We start from the raw sequence: 15775 nt of genomic DNA on the forward strand, positions 1-15775 counted from the left end.
AAATTCCTCCTTAAATAAAAATAAGCCTTATTACTAAGACTTTAATCCTCTAATTTTTCATTCTTCCATTCTGAATACGATGTATAATCAATATTTTCTTTAGTATTATTATCAAGCCTTGTATTTGGCCTATAATCAGCATTAGGCAACAATATATAGCAACATCTACACCCTATATGAAGTGGCAATTCTGGCCTATCTTCATCAGCTTTAAATGTCTTATCATCATAACTTGCACACTCTTCACAAGTTTTATCATCCAAAGTAGCTGAATACAAAACATTTTGTCCATTATGGTCCTCAAAAAACTGTTCATTGACTTGATTTTGAACCCTTGCAACTTCATTATTTACAAGCCGAGAAGTAAAAGACGCATCAACATTAAATCTATGCTTTATTATGCTTTCAATCTCATTTACATTAGTATTGCCTTTAAGAAAGTCTTTAAGTTCTTTTTTTAGCTGCTTTGCAACATCATTTTTATTGTCATAAATTCTATCAGAGTAATTTTTACCCTTGATGGCTTTATTAACAATTTTATTAATCTGTTTACTTCTAACTTTTTGTAATTCATAACCAGCACCTAAACCTAATAAATAAGAACTTGAATAATATTTATCTTGTCCAATGTTAATTAACAAGTCTTGTACATTGCCTTTCTCGGCTCCATATTCCTTTTGTAAAATCTCTTGAATAATTATGCCTAGTTTCTTGTACTCCTTGTCTATGGAGGTGTTAGGCATGTTCAAATTAGTGTCAGCAACTTCGTATCTTAAAATTATATTAGCAATCTCTTGAAGTATTCTATCCCTGCTTATTTTTTGAGCCTGTAAGAGTTTTATCAACTCCTGGTCCCCTTTTTCATATAAAACCTTAGCAAAATATAGACTTTTATCAATAAAAAATTGCTGCTCTTTACTAATTTTCATTAACTGCACCTACTTTATCCAAATTAACATCATCCATAGATTCTTTTTCTTCTTTCTTGATTTTTTCACCTTCAGCTATTACATTTTCAACCCTTGGGAGCCAACTTCTTTTAGTTTCATTTGAAACAACTTCATGAGGTATTTGCGTAATCATTTGAGCTATTGAAGTTTCATCAACTGGAACATTAGGAGTAAATTCAGACTTAACTAAATTAACATCATAACTCTTACTGGCTGTTAAATATAAATACTTAAATAAGCATGTCAGCCTAATTTTTATAATATTTTTCATAGCCTTTTCATTCATCTTACACTTTGCTTCAAGATTTTGGAGTCTACTTCTTAAAGCTACGCCGCTAAGATTACTTTGCAACTTCTCATTAGTATCTAAATGTGATGTTAATGTATAAATAAGGCCCTTTAATTCATCTCTGGTATTTTTTATAAAAGTATCATTGATATTTTTAATTAACCATTCTGCATCCTGTTCTTTTTTATCACCAAACAATAAGACACAATTATCTTTTATTACAGGTTGTCTTTTAACGGGTTTTCCATCTTTATCAACAATAACCTTTCCATCCTTATCAGTTTCACTTTCTAACTCTATTCCAAACATTTTCATAATAGCGTTTCTAGTATCAGAAATTTCGCTTGTCATGTCAGACAGATTAGTTTCAAAAGCATCTTGAAGAGTTTTTATAGTCCTATAGATAGTTTTATCACCCTCAACATATCCCCTATCTATACTATATTTTTTACCTCCAACAACACCAAATCCTACTGGAACAATCCCAAAATAATGTGTTGTAGCTGCTGAAATTTCTGTCCATGTAGAATCAAAATGATAAATAAACTTATTTGTATAAACATCAATATACTCTTTTTCATCCAATTGTTTTTTATATGTATGCAAGAAATAAATTGGTTCATCATCCACAATGTACATATATCCATTAAGCGGATTTACTATTTTATTTTTAAACTTCAAATTTTTATCTAAATAACTAATTTCATAAGCTAGTCCATATTTTATTAATTCAATTCCAAGATTAATGTCATGATCCTCAACATTATTACTTAAAACATAATTAATATCCTTAACAACTTCTGCGTTATCATCTTTAGCAGTATAAGTAATATCATTACCAAAAGAATATTGAGCTTCTTCATCGACTAACTTTTGTACAAAATTTGTATTGCATATTAAATTACTTCTACCTGCCATTGGTGTAAAGCTTGCTAGAGTATCAGTATTACCATAGTAATATCTATTAATTTCTTCATAGTGTGTTCTTTTAGTTATATAATCAGAATAACATCTTTGTATTAACTCTAATTCCTCAATATCCACCTTAGCACCTCCTATCTATATAAATCACTAAGTGTTGCAATTTTTAAAATAGTTCTTTTACTGCCTATTTCTGTAGTAATTCCATATCTAAGCGAATCCAAACCATGGTTATACTTATCTATTGGCCTATTAATATACTCGCCACTTCTATCCTTGATCCAGCAATAATTTTTCAATTCCTCTTTTAACCAAACACACTTAGGATGAACTATAATTTCATATTGCTGCAATATATTAATTCCATTAAGAATAGAATCTTTTCCTTTTACTGCTGCTCTAACTCTATCAAGTCCATTTCTTCTTAATTCCTCTATGCTCTTAGGTTCAGCACTATCACAAGTTATGACCTCTTTTCTATATCCCATTTCTATAACTTTCTTTGCAATTTCATCATTAAGAAGTCCTTTTTCTTGAAATTCATCAAAGCACCATATTCGCTTGTTGAGCTGGTCCAGCACCTCGCAGCCAAATGCTGTCGGGTCATTGGTGAAACCAAAGTCAAGATTAAAAATAGCCTTACTACCTTTTACAGTTCTTAATATTTCCCTATAGTCAAACAATTCTTCTCTCCAGTTTGTATAAATCAACTTAGAAAGTGTTGCAAATTCACCTAAAGCATAAATCCTATAATAAACTGGATTAGTCTTTTTCATTTCCAGTAAGTTATCAATATAATCCTGCGGCAAGAACTTATTATCCTTATAGGTTGTCTTAAGAACCATTGTATTAGACTTGTTATAGCCATCCTTAAACCATCTTTTATAAACCCAATTTTCTTTACTTACTGGGTTAAACATTACATGTACCTGGTTATATAATTTTTTACTTCTAAGTCTTAAACATAATTGATCAAATGTAAATTCATCGATTTCACTCGCTTCTTCCACTACAATATCATCAATATCAGCAATAGACTTTATACGCTCTGGATCATCAAGCCCTTTAAATAAAAAAGAGCTACCATTTGGTAACTCAATTGTTAAATCTGTTTTATTAATTTTGCAATCTTCATACATTCCCCAACTGGACAATATAGATTTACATAAAGCAAAAACAGAATCTTTTAAAGTGTTGCTAACTTTTCTAGTAACTAAACACCTTCTATTTTCAAATTTTAAATACTTATAAATCATTTTTTGAAATACAAATACTGATTTTCCAGAACCAGCTCCACCATAATAAACATTAAAACGAGCCTTATAATTTTCAAGCTGAGGTAGATAAACCTCATTAAATATTTTTTTGCTTATTTTAATTTTTGTTGAGATATTATCCACCTCCTTTCAAATAAAAAGAACTCTATTTCTAGAGTTCTCCATTAAATTCAAATTGCACTATGATAGTTATATAACTACTTTATGGAATTAAAAACAACATTTTAATTCCAACAAAAAAGTATTTTATGGCAGCTTCTACTCCCATTTCTATCATTTTCTTTTGTATTAACTTTATGAAATTTTCATTTAAATTACCAGCAGCTTGTTTTATATCTGATAATTCTTTTTCAATAATTGCTAAATTAGCTTCTGTAACTTTGCCTCCTAATTCAATTGTATCAATTAGTGAATCTATCTTTTCAAGCACTTCTTTTTGATCTCTATTTACACTTTGCAAAAGGAAAACTTTAAAATGATCTAACATTAATCTTTCTTCATTTATTTCTGTATTTCTTTTATTCAACTCTGTATTTAAAATTTCTCTCTCTCTTTTTTCTCTATTGTTCTTTGCTATATCCTGAGAAACTTTATCAAAATCTATGCCCCCTCTATTAAAACCACCCATAAAATTAATTGAATTTTGAGCAGGATCAATATTTTTTATAATGTCAGTATTAATCATTTTTCCTATATTATTTGCCCATTCATTTTCGTTACTCATTAACAACACTCCTTTCATAAAATACAACATTCTACAGAAAGAGTAGTATTCCTTTATTTACATTAATAAAAAATCGCCCTTTGTTTTGAAAAAATATTTTTATTAACCACGTCCCCAAATCTGAAACGAAATTTAGAAGTATACCCCCTCAAGATTTCGCGTTGGATTTATTTCGCGAAGTCTACATTTAGCGAAATAGACATAATGTATATCCTATAAGTGCAGTAATATAGCCATTCTTATTAACGACTAGCCTTAACATTTCGCGTTGACCTACACGAAATCAATAAAAAGTAGTCTAAAGTTTACAAGAACTAAACAAATTTAGGCCACTTTAACTTTAATCCTCTAGAGTTACATCAATGGTCTTACTCTCTATTACCTGTTCTTGTTTGTCTACATAGCCATAGTTGTTCTTCATAGTAAATATGCTACCAACTACACTATCCTTCTTATAAAGCCTCTCTTCGCTCTCCATTTCGATTCTAGCCTTGGCTCTCTTTATAGTGTTACGAAACTCGGACTTCACAGTATCATCAACACTCTTTAATAGTTCACAATCATCTTCTTCATACCTTAACAATGTTAGCCTATTAGTATCTAAATACCATGCTAATCCTGTAATAGTTATATGCTTACCATTATCTTTGGCCCATACATAATAAGCATCTATCTTTTCTTGTAGTTCTTCAGGACTTTTAAACTTTAATGGTCTACCACCTTTATTAGCTATTCCCATAATATTTTACACCTCCTTTCCACTCCATATTCTTTTTAATTCTTCTAAGCTAAATACGTTAAGTGTGTATGTATCTTTAGTTATTTTAAATACTGTTATTTGTATATTGCTTTTTAGTTTATCCTTTAATTTAATTGGCATTGGTACATATTTTAATATTTTAAGTTTTATTCGAGCAATTAATGTTCTCATTCTAAGCAACTTTAATTTAATATTATGAATTACTATACTCTTAATCATATTAGCTATCCTCCTAAAACTAAAAGACACCCACAACTTAATGTAAGTGCCTTTTGATTTATTTCTATGATACTAGTATATAGCTTATTAACTAATATAAACAATAAGATAAATGTAAGTCTTTTCTTATATTTTAATTATCTTTTTATTAGAGGTACTAACTTGTCCTCAATTATCTTCTTTCTTAAAGATATTAAGTATATATCATTTCTTTCTACTATGTCAGCTATATCCTCAAATTGTAGCCTTTTAAAATATCTAAGTTCTATTATTATTCTTTCCTTCTCAGTTAATACAGATAACATATTATTAACTTTCTCAACTTGTATTTCTTTTCTTCTCTTTTCTCTTTTCAAATATGGTATTCTACCTTCTTTATTGGTAAGTACATTTTCTACTGCTGAATTAAATTTATTAGTTGATGCTGATTTCTCTTCATAACCAATTGATCCACAACTTACATAATCATTTTCTAATTCTTCAATTTCTAAATCTATATTCTTAATTTCAGCTTGTGTACTTTTATAGTTGTATAGCATACCTTCAACTATTTTATAGTAATTAATATTGTTGTTCATTCATTCCTAGCCCTCCATTTTATTTATCTTAAGTTCTAATTCTGCTTTTTCTGATTTAAGTTTTGCTACTTCTGTCCACTTTTTATTTTTAACTGCTATTCTAATCTGTCTATTTATTTCTAAAATTCTATCAGAATAAACTTCTTTAAAATTAATACTCATATACAAATCCTCCCAGACAATTTAAAAGGTAACCAAAAAGGTAACCATTTTTTTATTAATTTAGTTACCTCTCTAACTTAGTTATACTAACGCTTACAGACTATTTTACAAAAAGGTAACCAAATTTTAAAAACTATACGCCTAACTTTTTATATTTATATATAAATATATATACTATATATATATAATATATATTTAATATTTAGTTACTTAGTTACTTTATATAAATAAACGGCTTAACCATGCGTGTTTGAATAGGTAACCAAAAGGTAACCAAAAGGTAACTTTTTTTGAATTTGGTTACCTTTTAATTTTTTAATGCCTTAATGTCCTTATCTATTTGCTCTAGCTTTTCTTTAATGATTGCTATTTCATCATTGTCCTTTATTGCTTGCTGGGGCAAGTGGCTCAAAGCGCCCCCAAAAGTTGTAAAATATCCTATTGGAACCCATCTTTCCTTTCCTCTGTTTTCCTCTTTTACAGATTCATCATTTCCAGTAACTTTCTTTTCTCTTACTATGAATTGTAAGTTGTCTGTTTCTATTAAATAATCTCCTATGTTAATTTTCACTTTTAACACTCTCCTTTGCTATTTCTAAAGCTACTTTCCAATAGACTTGTAATAAATTAGCCTCTAGCTTTTCATATCCAAATTCAACTAAAATTTCATGTCTATCTTTTGCTAGTACATAGATGGTATATCCATATTTATTATCTCTAAGAGGATTCCATTGAATCACTTTTACAATTCCTTTGATCTTATCCTCTATGAACTTCCTAAGTTGCCCTTCTGTTGGATTTGGTGTAAAATCTAATTCATCTTTAAATGTTCCATAATATATAATTTCGTTCCATGTATATAACATTTCTTCTCTATCAAAATACTCTTTAAATATTCTTTGGATTCTTTCGTTCTGTTCTAAAAATTGCTCTGCTGTTATATATTCCATTATTCTTCCTCCTTATTTTTTCTTGCTTGATATTGTTTCACATATCCAATAAACACATGTCATAACAGTAAGACATATCATGCAAATTACATTATCACTCATTTGTTGAATACCCCATCAATTACTTTTTTCTCTGCATCCGTTAATATTGCTTCTTCCAATTCAGGCTCTACAATTGCATAAACTTTCAATTCTTGCATTTTATCTTTGCTATATTCATCAAATTTCTTATTTACACCATCTAGCTTTATTTGTTTTGCAGATGCTTTTATTAAATAACCAGCCTTTGTTGCCTGTTTCTTAAAATCCTTTGCTTTTAGTGGAATAAGTTCTGCGGATCCTACAGTTTTTACAAACATATGAATCTGATTTATCATTTCAGTTGTTCTTATAAATAATCCTTCTTTTCTCTCCATAACTACATTTTCAAATCCATGAGCTCTTCCATCTTCAATCATGTTGTTATAAAGAACTATCATTTGTTCTATTATTGACTTTGTATCTTCTCCACCATCCAAAATTTCATCTTTTATATTGGCTTGAATTAATTTTTCATATCCAATAAGTTTTTTATTTCCTAGTCCTTTTTGTTCAAGTAACACATTAAATATTTCAATTCCACTAGCTATATTAATTGCTGTTGTAAGTGGTCTGTTGTTTAATCCTGAAAATGATTGTCCTACTTTTTCTCTAATGGACTTATATTCTTCTACTGTCATATTTAAAACTATGTCTATTAGACTTCTTCCAAACTTATTTAATATATCTTCATGGTCAATAATCCATTTCATAGCATCTGAGCTGCTCTCAGTTCTCTCATTTTTTGAAAGATATACAATTGCACTTCTTTCGACAAGCGCCTTTTCTGAGTTGGGATAGCTTTCTTCTCCAGCAATTACTATTGGACGACTAAACTGAAATTCTCTAGTTTTGAAGGATTTATCCCCTCTTACAACTGTTGTTCTATCATATAGGTTCCTTAGTGTTTCGCTGATTTTCTGTATTTTAAATCTGTCTAGTGAACTTGGTTTAAATTCATCATATAAGGCTGAATAATTTCCGATACTGAGGTCATTGGTAAAGGCAAACGGTGTGATTAATCCAATAGATTTTATGTCTTTTATAGGATAATTAAGTATAGGTGCTATTACATTAGCTAAGATTGTACTTTTTCCACTTCCACTTTCTCCAACCATCAAAAGATGATGTAACTTAACTTTGTTTTCTTTTGCTTGATGTACTGCTAAGTTATTGATTATTGTTCCAATAATAGTAAGCGATTTGTCAGGACCTATAAATCTAAATATGTGATTCCACAACTCTTCTAACTCTTCCTTGCTTATTTCATCTTTATCAATAATATTTATATCATTAGATTTATCAGATTTTTTAAAAGGATTAATTCCATCTTTTGAAATTGAACCTACTGGAGTTAGTAAGTGTAATTTATCTTCTACTGGCAAGAATTTAACTCCTTTATAAATTTCCTCATTTTCTATGGCCCAATATTCATTAATCCATGCTCCAAGATCTACAACATTCTCTGTCTTACTACCTTTGAAATTTAAATCTATGGTACCTAAAAAATTTCTAAATGACTTTATATCATCAAATATTCCTGATCTACCTATCTTTTCAATTACTTTTCCTGTTTTGCTCTTAAAAGTTAGTTTTATACCTTCTCTTTCTTCATCAACAAGTATCAGTCTACTGGCTTCTAAAAGTTGAAAATCAGCAAATTGGACTTTTTTCTCGCTTATATTATCATCTTTTCCAGTAATAACAGTTCTATAAATTCCAGTAGAATCTTGCTGCAATTCAGATTTACTTTTTAGATCTAAACTTCTCTTAAAGGCATTTAGTAAATCATTTTTATCATGTCCACTTTCTATCCAGTCTGTAATATCTTTATTATCACCTAAATGCTTAAGTCCAGGTAAATTTACAATTCTAAATTCCTTAGCTGTTGGTTTTAATTCATATTTAATATGGTCCACATATTTCTTGCCTGCTTGCCCTGTATCACCTATAACTAAGATTCTCACATCATTATTCTTAAATATTTCTAAGTCCTTACAGCCCTTTATAGACGTTGATATATAGTCCCTATTTTTAAATATAGAATTAATAGTATTAGCATCTTTCTCGCCTTCTACAATGACTATAGCCTTATTGGAGTTGATTCCTTGAATCACGTTATATAAATTGTATGGAATCTCATCTGCTCCCCTTTTATTTATCACTTGTCCGTTTTCTATATGATAATAAGGAGTTTCTTTTTTACCATCAGATTTAATAAACTTTACTTTGTAATATAAAGGTTCATTGTTTTTATCTACAAAAGTAAATATGCCTAAAGGCTTGAACCCTTTTTTGTTATTTTCAAGTTGCCATTTGACAAAGTTTTTTATTTTATCTTCTTCAATTTCTATTGCTGTCTTTTCTACATCTAGTCCTAAATACTCCCTAGCCGCTTTATGGTCCATGTTCTTAAACTTCATAATAAAGTCTATTGCATCACCTTGCTCACCGCTTGAAAAGTCCTTAAACTTCATCTTATTGGCATTACTGTCATAATAAACGCTAAAAGAAGGTGTTTTATCTTTACTAGAAAAAGGAGAATGTATTTTATTTTCTCTATTAAAAACTTCTAAAGTCTCCACTTCTATTAGTTCTTTTAAATCAATATCTTGTAGTTCTTTCAATCTTTCACCCCCTGTTAATCAAATCCGTTTAATATTTCATCTTGTGTCATTTCTCTGCCTATAGCTGCTTTAATTTCAATCATGAGTTTACTAAGTTGTTGCGTAACTTCATTGAATAAATTTAGATATTTTAGACACTCTTCTACTGTATGATACTTAAAATATTCTTCAGCTTTTTTATTTCTTTCTAAAAAATGATTGTATTTTTCTTTTAGTCTAGTTATTTCATCTGCTGCTTGCATTTAGTCCACCTTACTCCTATAGGCATATTTACAATTACCCATATCCTCCTCGCCTGAAAATTCTGGGATACATCGTTCTTCAAACTCATGGTATATTGCGCAGCTAGTACATTTCTTAATACAATTTTGGCAATTATAAAAAAGTATTAATTCTACTAATTTAAAATAATCTTTATTTTCTTCATATGAAGCTTCACAATCTGACTCCTTTTTCTTTGCATACTCTTCAGTTGCATTATAAATATCTAAATATATTCTTGATCTCAAAGAATCTTTTTGTAATGCCTTTAATGCGCTAGGATTTAATCTATCCTTTATACTTTCTATTGACTTCTTAATAAATGTAAATCCTCGCTTTAAATTAGCTTTTTCATCCTTGTTTAAAGTATTTCCATCTACTAGCATCATTGCATCAGTCATAAGATGTAAAGCTGATATTACTTGCTTTCTTTCTTCTGTATTTAAATAATCTTTCATTACCAAACCACTCCTTTTAGTCTTTCAAGTTTGGCTTGCTTTATTTCATCAATTTTTGAATTATTATACATAAGTCTTAATTGAGTACACATGATTTCAACGTCTGCAATTTCTTCCTCAACATTGTGATTTTCTCCCCTAATGGATTTAGAAACAGCTTGAATAAGTTCTGAACACTCTTCCATAACTACAACTTTTTGCATAGCTTGGCCAAAAGTATTAATAGCCTTTTTACAAATAACAACCTCAGTATCTTTATTCACTTTCTTTGTCCTCACTTTCTATATACCATTTACCATTCTTGATAATATCTTGTATCTCATTTACACCACTAAATCTTGCTATAACTAACAGCATATCTTCTAACATCAAATAACTGCCGTTTTTAATAGTTTTTAATGCATTTTTGATATAGCAATCTGCATCATCATAATCAGTATCTAACAACATATCTTTTACTAATTCATGTTCAACCCTACACTTCTTGCCACTCTCAACCACTTCCATAAAGCTTGCTGGCTGTTGAATAGGTATAAATGTTGCATTAGATATAAAATCACTTACAACAATTTCAATATATGCCCTATTGTCTACTACTAATTTTTTACTATCCTTCTTTCCAAATACCTCAATAACTTTAACGTTGTAAATATCCTTATTACCATCTTCATCAAAAACCTCAAATATTGTCCCTACTGGCATTTTCATTGCATCAATTATATTTAACTTTTTACTCATTTAACTTTCCTCACTTCCATATAAAATATCCTTAGCAATCATAGTTGCAACATCTTCACTCTCTGAATCTTCTAGTATAAATCCTTTATGCTTGAACAATGCATATACAAAAGCTTGCAAAGTATAATATATCTCGCTCCCCATGCATTTTTTATCTACTGGAACTATAACTGTGTTATATTCAGCTTCAATTCCTTTTTTTATTCTTTGCATCAAAGTAAATGGATCATATTGACTTCTATAATTTCCATGTCTCAAATTTTCATGATACTTAGGATCTTCTACAAAAAAGAAATATCTAATATCATGCATATTCATATGAGCCAATTCTTTTTTTAATCTTGCTGCATCATCTTTTAGATTTCCTGCAATTTCATCTATATGTGCTTTCCTTTCTATAGCAATATCCCTATCAAAGTAAATATCAGCTGTAAACATATCTAGTGTTCCTTTTGGAATCATACATGTATAATCACCAAAGTCATTTTTTAGCCTTTTATATGAAATTCCTTTAGAATCAAAATAATCTAATATATGCTTGTTTTCCTGTTCTCTACTATCTACAATTACTACCATGTTATCTAAAGCTTTTTTAAGCTCTTTATCTGTAAATTTGTATCTCATAATTACCTACTCCTATCGGCGAATAGTATTGCTGTGCTGCCATACAAGATTTTTTCTTTTTTTTGCACTTTATTTTTGCCATAGCATGGTGCCTGGCCACTTAAAACAACTGGATTATCACATTCTTTGTTTTTGTTTAACTTACAATTTTCATTTAAACATTTCATAATCTCAGCTCCTTCTCACTTGATATTCATATGAGAAAAGGAGGTTATAACAATGGCGTTATTAGCTCCTATTTCTCTGTGTTTTTTTTGAATACTTAGTTATCCTTTAACAATTTGACCACGTTTGGCATTGTCCACTTTCATCTAAATAATTTAAACAATCTTTCTTATTAGTAAAATCTTCTGTCCATGCATCACCCGTTAAATTATCTACTGCCACATAAAAATCATTTTCTATAGTGTAAAAAGTACCTAATGGTTTCCTTGTTTCTATAATCTTACTTATTTCTTCTTCACTAACTTTTTTATGTTTCATATACTCACCACCCTTTTAGAAAGGCATGTCCCCGTCATCTACTGGAGTAATATCGTCAAAAGCTCCATTACTACTATTTCCACTAGGATTTAATAATCTATCCTTTGGAATATCTACACCATTTTTAATATCTTCAACAGTTCTGAAATTGAAGCACTTAGTAGTAAATTTACTTTCTCCATAAGTATTTAAATACTCTTCTCTTCCGAATACTCCACCTATTAGCTTACCTGTAAGGCTTGTACAGAAGTTATCTCCCCATTGAACCTTAAATCCATTGTTGGACTTTTCTACGCTCTCTATGAAGGTCTTAAACCCTCTATTAGTATCACCATTAGCATCCAATACCATTTGATAAACTATACAGCCCCATTTCTTATTTTCTCTAGTGTCGCTCTTGAATCTATCACCATAATATCCTGGTTGATTATCAGTTCTATCAGTATCTAAGTAGATTCTAAGCATATCCTTACCTGAGTTTTTCGCCTTAGCTTCTTCTACTTTCTTAATAACACAAATGTGTCCTCCAAGTTCTAGTGGTGTAAACCCCTCAAATGCTTGTACGTTGTTATAATTCTTTGGCATATCCATAATTAAAATTCTCCCTTCTTAGCTTTAATACTTATAGAATGTACATCAATTTCTTTGTACAAATCTTTCATGTCTATATGATCTATTTCTTTTGCATTAACTTTTGTTACTGCACTTTCAACACTTTCTTTTACAAGTCCTTCACGCATTGAATCAGCTATCTTTACAGTACCTTTTTCGCACTCATATTCAGTTAAATCATTTTGATTTAAAAATGTTTCAAGTTCTTCTTTTGCTCCTGTTATATAAGCTTTAATGTTCTTAGCTTCCTCTCTCTTTTCTAAGATGCAACCTATTATTTCGGTTGCTCTTTCTTTACTTATTTGTTGCTCCATGATTTTTATCCTCACTTTCACTTTTGAAGTTTTTTATTGTAATTTATCAACTTGTTTCATGAATCTATTTAACATATTGGCAAAATGTTTCTCATTGTCATATGGCGAACATTTTGGTAAGATTAGCTGAACTATGTCAAATTCAATTAAATATTTGAATTCAAATTCTTTTGTTTCAGGATATATCAAACAATTAATTATTGGTTTTGAATGGTCTTTTGATAAGAATTGATAATTCTTTCCTCCCAATGTAGCCCATAAAGTAAAACCTCGTTGCTCCATTAATTTTTCAATCTTATATTTGTCCATTTTAACCTCCTAAAACTCTTCCAAGGCTTTTAAAACATCAGCCATGTTATTATCTATTTCCATGTTTTCAAATGCTCCTAGTGGACTCTTAGCTGTACTAAAATTGCTTTGTGTTTCAAATATGTGTTTTCCATCAACACATTTAGCCAACAGAACAGTATTAAATTTACTTTCTAAAACAATCTTGTCCAACTTCTTTCCTGACGTCTTAATCCTAGTCCACATATATCCATTTTCATTCATATCCGTTTGACTGTGACAAATAAATATAAATGTTAAATCATCCCTATAGGTAAGTGCATCATCAACTACATTCCATACACAAGCTGCTAAATCCATCCACTTGTCATATCCCTTTTCTTTACTTCTTCTCATTTCATCAGCTACCATTGCACCATTAAGGGTATCAATTACTACAGTTTTTACATGTGCTGCTTTATCATTGATATTTTTGCAAATTCCCCTTATTGTTAAAGGATCATCAGCTGCAATATAATTTTTATTTTCTACACTATATTGTTGTTTCCAACCTTTCCAACTAAGGCCTTTCTTGTCTGCATCTATAATATAAGTTGTCTTTGGGTCTAGTGTTCTAAGACTTGTTGTCTTTCCTGCTCCACTCTCTCCCATAATTCCGATTAGTTTACTCATTAGTTTTCCTCCTTCAGCACAGTAATTTCATATTCTCCATTAGTTACTGAATCTATTGATATTTCTTTTTGGTTAATCTCATAATCATTTGTGTTGTAATAATAAAATGTTAATGCTAATGGATTAGCTCTTCCAATTAATCCATCTACATCTTGAGTTTTATATCCATCTGATATAGCAAATCGCTTTATATGAATTGCTTTTCCAGGTTTAAGTATTTCTGTATCAAATTGAGGTTTTTCAACCACGCCTACTAATTTACTCAATTTCTTTTCCCTCCTTAAAATGGCTCTGAAGCAAATCTATATTTATCTACTAATGCTTGCGCCTTTTCTTCATAGTTTTCTAATTGATCCTTAAGCTCTTGATTTTCAAATGATAAAGCTAAACTTTCATTTTCCCATTCATCAGTAGTCTTTTCATGTAAATTTTTTAAAAGTGCATCAGGTAAATTACTTAAGTCAAATGAATCAGCTGTAACTTGTAATATTAAATTCTCTTCTTGATAGAAAGCAATTGTAACTTCGTCATTGTGATGTGTTACTACTGGTTCTACTTTCTTACCTTTGAAATTTATAAGGCATTGGACGTTACTCATTAAATATTCACCTCTTTAATCCTGGAATCTAGTTCTTGTATTGTATTCTGAATCTGGTCTATTTCTAAAGCTAAATCATCAATTTCACTTTTAGCTTCTTCCACAGCTCCATCAATGTTTGATATTTGCTTTGTAAGTTTTAAATCATCAAATTTCCCATTTTCTCGAAATATGAAAATTTCTGACCTGAGCAAATCAAGTTCATTACTTATACTTTCTATTGCTTCCTTAACACTATTTGCAGTTGCCATAAGCTCACCTCTTAATCTGTATAAACTATTGCTGTAAAATTACCATTTTCTATTGAAACCACTCCACCAAAACAAGTATTCCCTGAATCACAAATAAGCAATATATCTAGTCCACTTAATTCTTTATCTATGATTTTTCCTTTATAAGTTTTTTGAGCATATCCAGTATTAACTGTTTCTATTTCAATACCCTCTCTATTTAGTTCCTTGTATCTTGCATATCTTTCATCTCTTAATTTTTCTTCATTCTCTTTGAATGCCCATCCACTAATATTCATGATTACTTATCCTCCTTCTCAATTACTCTACTGGCCCACATATCAGCCCAATGTATAATCATATAAAGAGGTATTTCTTTACCTGTAATTTCATACTTTAATGGTCCGTATAACCCATTGTGATAAAGTATTGCAAAATTTTCATCTTCATCAAGTTCTATATATTCACTTGCAATTTGAATGCTTCTTATTTCGTGTGGTACATTCATAAGACTTGGATTAATCATATATGGCTTTGCAGAACTAACTTGTCCACTCTTTAAATAATTAGGTAAGTAACCCTCTTTTCCAAACTGTCCTATCTTGCCTATATCGTGAAGTCCTGCAGCTAAGATTACACTTTCTTTGTATTCATACCCCAAGGTATCAGCTAATCTAAGGGCCACATCTATAACATTAAGACTATGCTCTAAAAGTCCACCTTCTATGCTTAAGTGATGTCCACCACTACAAGGACTTCTATAAAATCCTCTAGCTTCTAAGTGATTTAGCAACTTATCCATGCCTGCAACATGAGTTGAAAACATTAACTCTTCAAATTTACTTTTATTAATCTTAATTTTTTCATTTAGCTTTGCAGCTAATTCTTGATTACTCATTAACTTCTTCCCCCTCTGACACTTCATATTCAAAATCAATTATCATTTCCCCATCAACAACATT

Annotated in this window: 27 protein-coding genes; all 27 read right to left on the reverse strand. The window is 29.9% G+C overall.

What is annotated here, in order from left to right:
* Positions 1-41: 41 nt before the first annotated feature.
* The 27 genes from NNC19_RS07275 to NNC19_RS07405 all read right to left on the reverse strand — a co-directional run bounded on the left by NNC19_RS07275 (position 42) and on the right by NNC19_RS07405 (position 15711).
* Positions 42-929, reverse strand: a complete 888-nt coding sequence (locus NNC19_RS07275; RefSeq protein WP_310937966.1) for a minor capsid protein — start codon at positions 927-929, stop codon at positions 42-44.
* Entirely contained in the window at positions 919-2283 is a 1365-nt protein-coding gene (locus NNC19_RS07280; RefSeq protein ID WP_310937967.1) for a phage portal protein, read from the reverse strand. Before NNC19_RS07280 ends, NNC19_RS07275 begins: the two co-directional genes overlap by 11 nt.
* An 11-nt stretch (positions 2284-2294) precedes the next feature.
* Positions 2295-3560 carry a PBSX family phage terminase large subunit gene (locus NNC19_RS07285; protein ID WP_310937968.1) on the reverse strand — a complete coding sequence of 422 codons (1266 nt, stop codon included), beginning with the start codon at positions 3558-3560 and terminating at the stop codon, positions 2295-2297.
* A gap of 79 nt (positions 3561-3639) precedes the next feature.
* Positions 3640-4161: a hypothetical protein gene (locus NNC19_RS07290; RefSeq protein ID WP_310937969.1), complete on the reverse strand. Its 522-nt coding sequence runs from the start codon at positions 4159-4161 to the stop codon at positions 3640-3642.
* A gap of 340 nt (positions 4162-4501) precedes the next feature.
* Entirely contained in the window at positions 4502-4900 is a 399-nt protein-coding gene (locus tag NNC19_RS07295; RefSeq protein ID WP_310937970.1) for a terminase small subunit, read from the reverse strand.
* 6 nt (positions 4901-4906) lie between these two features.
* Entirely contained in the window at positions 4907-5140 is a 234-nt protein-coding gene (locus NNC19_RS07300) for a hypothetical protein (protein WP_310937971.1), read from the reverse strand.
* Between the two features lie 137 nt (positions 5141-5277).
* Positions 5278-5718, reverse strand: a complete 441-nt coding sequence (locus NNC19_RS07305) for an RNA polymerase subunit sigma (RefSeq protein WP_310937972.1) — start codon at positions 5716-5718, stop codon at positions 5278-5280.
* Positions 5719-5724: 6 nt separating this feature from the next.
* Entirely contained in the window at positions 5725-5880 is a 156-nt protein-coding gene (locus tag NNC19_RS07310) for a hypothetical protein (RefSeq protein WP_310937973.1), read from the reverse strand.
* Between the two features lie 307 nt (positions 5881-6187).
* Entirely contained in the window at positions 6188-6451 is a 264-nt protein-coding gene (locus NNC19_RS07315; RefSeq protein ID WP_310937974.1) for a hypothetical protein, read from the reverse strand.
* Positions 6441-6830: a hypothetical protein gene (locus NNC19_RS07320; protein ID WP_310937975.1), complete on the reverse strand. Its 390-nt coding sequence runs from the start codon at positions 6828-6830 to the stop codon at positions 6441-6443. Before NNC19_RS07320 ends, NNC19_RS07315 begins: the two co-directional genes overlap by 11 nt.
* A gap of 98 nt (positions 6831-6928) precedes the next feature.
* Positions 6929-9535 (reverse strand): CHC2 zinc finger domain-containing protein, encoded by a 2607-nt coding sequence (locus NNC19_RS07325; RefSeq protein WP_310937976.1) that lies wholly within the window; start codon positions 9533-9535, stop codon positions 6929-6931.
* Between the two features lie 14 nt (positions 9536-9549).
* Positions 9550-9777: a hypothetical protein gene (locus tag NNC19_RS07330; RefSeq protein ID WP_310937977.1), complete on the reverse strand. Its 228-nt coding sequence runs from the start codon at positions 9775-9777 to the stop codon at positions 9550-9552.
* Entirely contained in the window at positions 9778-10254 is a 477-nt protein-coding gene (locus NNC19_RS07335) for a DUF5651 domain-containing protein (RefSeq protein ID WP_310937978.1), read from the reverse strand. It abuts the gene before it with no gap.
* A complete protein-coding gene (locus NNC19_RS07340; RefSeq protein ID WP_310937979.1) occupies positions 10254-10517 on the reverse strand; it encodes a hypothetical protein in 264 nt (87 codons plus the stop codon). Before NNC19_RS07340 ends, NNC19_RS07335 begins: the two co-directional genes overlap by 1 nt.
* Positions 10510-10992 carry a hypothetical protein gene (locus NNC19_RS07345; RefSeq protein WP_310937980.1) on the reverse strand — a complete coding sequence of 161 codons (483 nt, stop codon included), beginning with the start codon at positions 10990-10992 and terminating at the stop codon, positions 10510-10512. Before NNC19_RS07345 ends, NNC19_RS07340 begins: the two co-directional genes overlap by 8 nt.
* On the reverse strand, positions 10993-11616 hold the full coding sequence (locus NNC19_RS07350; protein ID WP_310937981.1) for an ERCC4 domain-containing protein: 624 nt from the start codon (positions 11614-11616) through the stop codon (positions 10993-10995). It lies immediately after the preceding gene.
* 2 nt (positions 11617-11618) lie between these two features.
* Complete coding sequence (locus tag NNC19_RS07355; protein ID WP_310937982.1) at positions 11619-11783, reverse strand: hypothetical protein; 165 nt, start codon at positions 11781-11783, stop codon at positions 11619-11621.
* Between the two features lie 106 nt (positions 11784-11889).
* A complete protein-coding gene (locus NNC19_RS07360) occupies positions 11890-12099 on the reverse strand; it encodes a hypothetical protein (protein ID WP_310937983.1) in 210 nt (69 codons plus the stop codon).
* A 15-nt stretch (positions 12100-12114) separates the two neighbouring features.
* On the reverse strand, positions 12115-12690 hold the full coding sequence (locus NNC19_RS07365) for a hypothetical protein (RefSeq protein ID WP_310937984.1): 576 nt from the start codon (positions 12688-12690) through the stop codon (positions 12115-12117).
* Positions 12691-12692: 2 nt separating this feature from the next.
* Positions 12693-13025 (reverse strand): hypothetical protein, encoded by a 333-nt coding sequence (locus tag NNC19_RS07370; protein ID WP_310937985.1) that lies wholly within the window; start codon positions 13023-13025, stop codon positions 12693-12695.
* Between the two features lie 33 nt (positions 13026-13058).
* Positions 13059-13334 (reverse strand): hypothetical protein, encoded by a 276-nt coding sequence (locus NNC19_RS07375; protein WP_310937986.1) that lies wholly within the window; start codon positions 13332-13334, stop codon positions 13059-13061.
* 9 nt (positions 13335-13343) lie between these two features.
* A complete protein-coding gene (locus NNC19_RS07380) occupies positions 13344-13985 on the reverse strand; it encodes an AAA family ATPase (RefSeq protein WP_310937987.1) in 642 nt (213 codons plus the stop codon).
* On the reverse strand, positions 13985-14251 hold the full coding sequence (locus NNC19_RS07385) for a hypothetical protein (protein ID WP_310937988.1): 267 nt from the start codon (positions 14249-14251) through the stop codon (positions 13985-13987). Before NNC19_RS07385 ends, NNC19_RS07380 begins: the two co-directional genes overlap by 1 nt.
* Before the next feature lie 14 nt (positions 14252-14265).
* Positions 14266-14583, reverse strand: coding sequence for a hypothetical protein (locus tag NNC19_RS07390; protein WP_310937989.1), 318 nt, complete (start codon positions 14581-14583; stop codon positions 14266-14268).
* A complete protein-coding gene (locus NNC19_RS07395; RefSeq protein ID WP_310937990.1) occupies positions 14583-14834 on the reverse strand; it encodes a hypothetical protein in 252 nt (83 codons plus the stop codon). The genes NNC19_RS07390 and NNC19_RS07395 overlap by 1 nt, the downstream gene beginning before the upstream one ends.
* Before the next feature lie 11 nt (positions 14835-14845).
* On the reverse strand, positions 14846-15112 hold the full coding sequence (locus tag NNC19_RS07400) for a hypothetical protein (RefSeq protein WP_310937991.1): 267 nt from the start codon (positions 15110-15112) through the stop codon (positions 14846-14848).
* A 2-nt stretch (positions 15113-15114) separates the two neighbouring features.
* The gene (locus NNC19_RS07405) at positions 15115-15711 is read right to left on the reverse strand and encodes an HD domain-containing protein (RefSeq protein ID WP_310937992.1); all 597 of its coding nucleotides are present in this window, start codon (positions 15709-15711) and stop codon (positions 15115-15117) included.
* Positions 15712-15775 lie beyond the last annotated feature (64 nt).

Source organism: Clostridium sp. SHJSY1, assembly GCF_031626875.1.
Lineage (GTDB): Bacteria > Bacillota > Clostridia > Clostridiales > Clostridiaceae > Clostridium.

Excerpts from the sequence above, each read along its gene's own strand:
- NNC19_RS07275 (WP_310937966.1), bottom strand. The coding sequence starts at position 929 with ATGAAAATTAGTAAAGAGCAGCAATTTTTTATTGATAAAAGTCTATAT.
- NNC19_RS07290 (WP_310937969.1), bottom strand. The coding sequence starts at position 4,161 with ATGAGTAACGAAAATGAATGGGCAAATAATATAGGAAAAATGATTAAT.
- NNC19_RS07295 (WP_310937970.1), bottom strand. The coding sequence starts at position 4,900 with ATGGGAATAGCTAATAAAGGTGGTAGACCATTAAAGTTTAAAAGTCCT.
- NNC19_RS07300 (WP_310937971.1), bottom strand. The coding sequence starts at position 5,140 with ATGATTAAGAGTATAGTAATTCATAATATTAAATTAAAGTTGCTTAGA.
- NNC19_RS07305 (WP_310937972.1), bottom strand. The coding sequence starts at position 5,718 with ATGAACAACAATATTAATTACTATAAAATAGTTGAAGGTATGCTATAC.
- NNC19_RS07310 (WP_310937973.1), bottom strand. The coding sequence starts at position 5,880 with ATGAGTATTAATTTTAAAGAAGTTTATTCTGATAGAATTTTAGAAATA.
- NNC19_RS07320 (WP_310937975.1), bottom strand. The coding sequence starts at position 6,830 with ATGGAATATATAACAGCAGAGCAATTTTTAGAACAGAACGAAAGAATC.
- NNC19_RS07330 (WP_310937977.1), bottom strand. The coding sequence starts at position 9,777 with ATGCAAGCAGCAGATGAAATAACTAGACTAAAAGAAAAATACAATCAT.
- NNC19_RS07335 (WP_310937978.1), bottom strand. The coding sequence starts at position 10,254 with ATGAAAGATTATTTAAATACAGAAGAAAGAAAGCAAGTAATATCAGCT.
- NNC19_RS07345 (WP_310937980.1), bottom strand. The coding sequence starts at position 10,992 with ATGAGTAAAAAGTTAAATATAATTGATGCAATGAAAATGCCAGTAGGG.
- NNC19_RS07350 (WP_310937981.1), bottom strand. The coding sequence starts at position 11,616 with ATGAGATACAAATTTACAGATAAAGAGCTTAAAAAAGCTTTAGATAAC.
- NNC19_RS07355 (WP_310937982.1), bottom strand. The coding sequence starts at position 11,783 with ATGAAATGTTTAAATGAAAATTGTAAGTTAAACAAAAACAAAGAATGT.
- NNC19_RS07360 (WP_310937983.1), bottom strand. The coding sequence starts at position 12,099 with ATGAAACATAAAAAAGTTAGTGAAGAAGAAATAAGTAAGATTATAGAA.
- NNC19_RS07365 (WP_310937984.1), bottom strand. The coding sequence starts at position 12,690 with ATGGATATGCCAAAGAATTATAACAACGTACAAGCATTTGAGGGGTTT.
- NNC19_RS07370 (WP_310937985.1), bottom strand. The coding sequence starts at position 13,025 with ATGGAGCAACAAATAAGTAAAGAAAGAGCAACCGAAATAATAGGTTGC.
- NNC19_RS07375 (WP_310937986.1), bottom strand. The coding sequence starts at position 13,334 with ATGGACAAATATAAGATTGAAAAATTAATGGAGCAACGAGGTTTTACT.
- NNC19_RS07380 (WP_310937987.1), bottom strand. The coding sequence starts at position 13,985 with ATGAGTAAACTAATCGGAATTATGGGAGAGAGTGGAGCAGGAAAGACA.
- NNC19_RS07390 (WP_310937989.1), bottom strand. The coding sequence starts at position 14,583 with ATGAGTAACGTCCAATGCCTTATAAATTTCAAAGGTAAGAAAGTAGAA.
- NNC19_RS07395 (WP_310937990.1), bottom strand. The coding sequence starts at position 14,834 with ATGGCAACTGCAAATAGTGTTAAGGAAGCAATAGAAAGTATAAGTAAT.
- NNC19_RS07400 (WP_310937991.1), bottom strand. The coding sequence starts at position 15,112 with ATGAATATTAGTGGATGGGCATTCAAAGAGAATGAAGAAAAATTAAGA.
- NNC19_RS07405 (WP_310937992.1), bottom strand. The coding sequence starts at position 15,711 with ATGAGTAATCAAGAATTAGCTGCAAAGCTAAATGAAAAAATTAAGATT.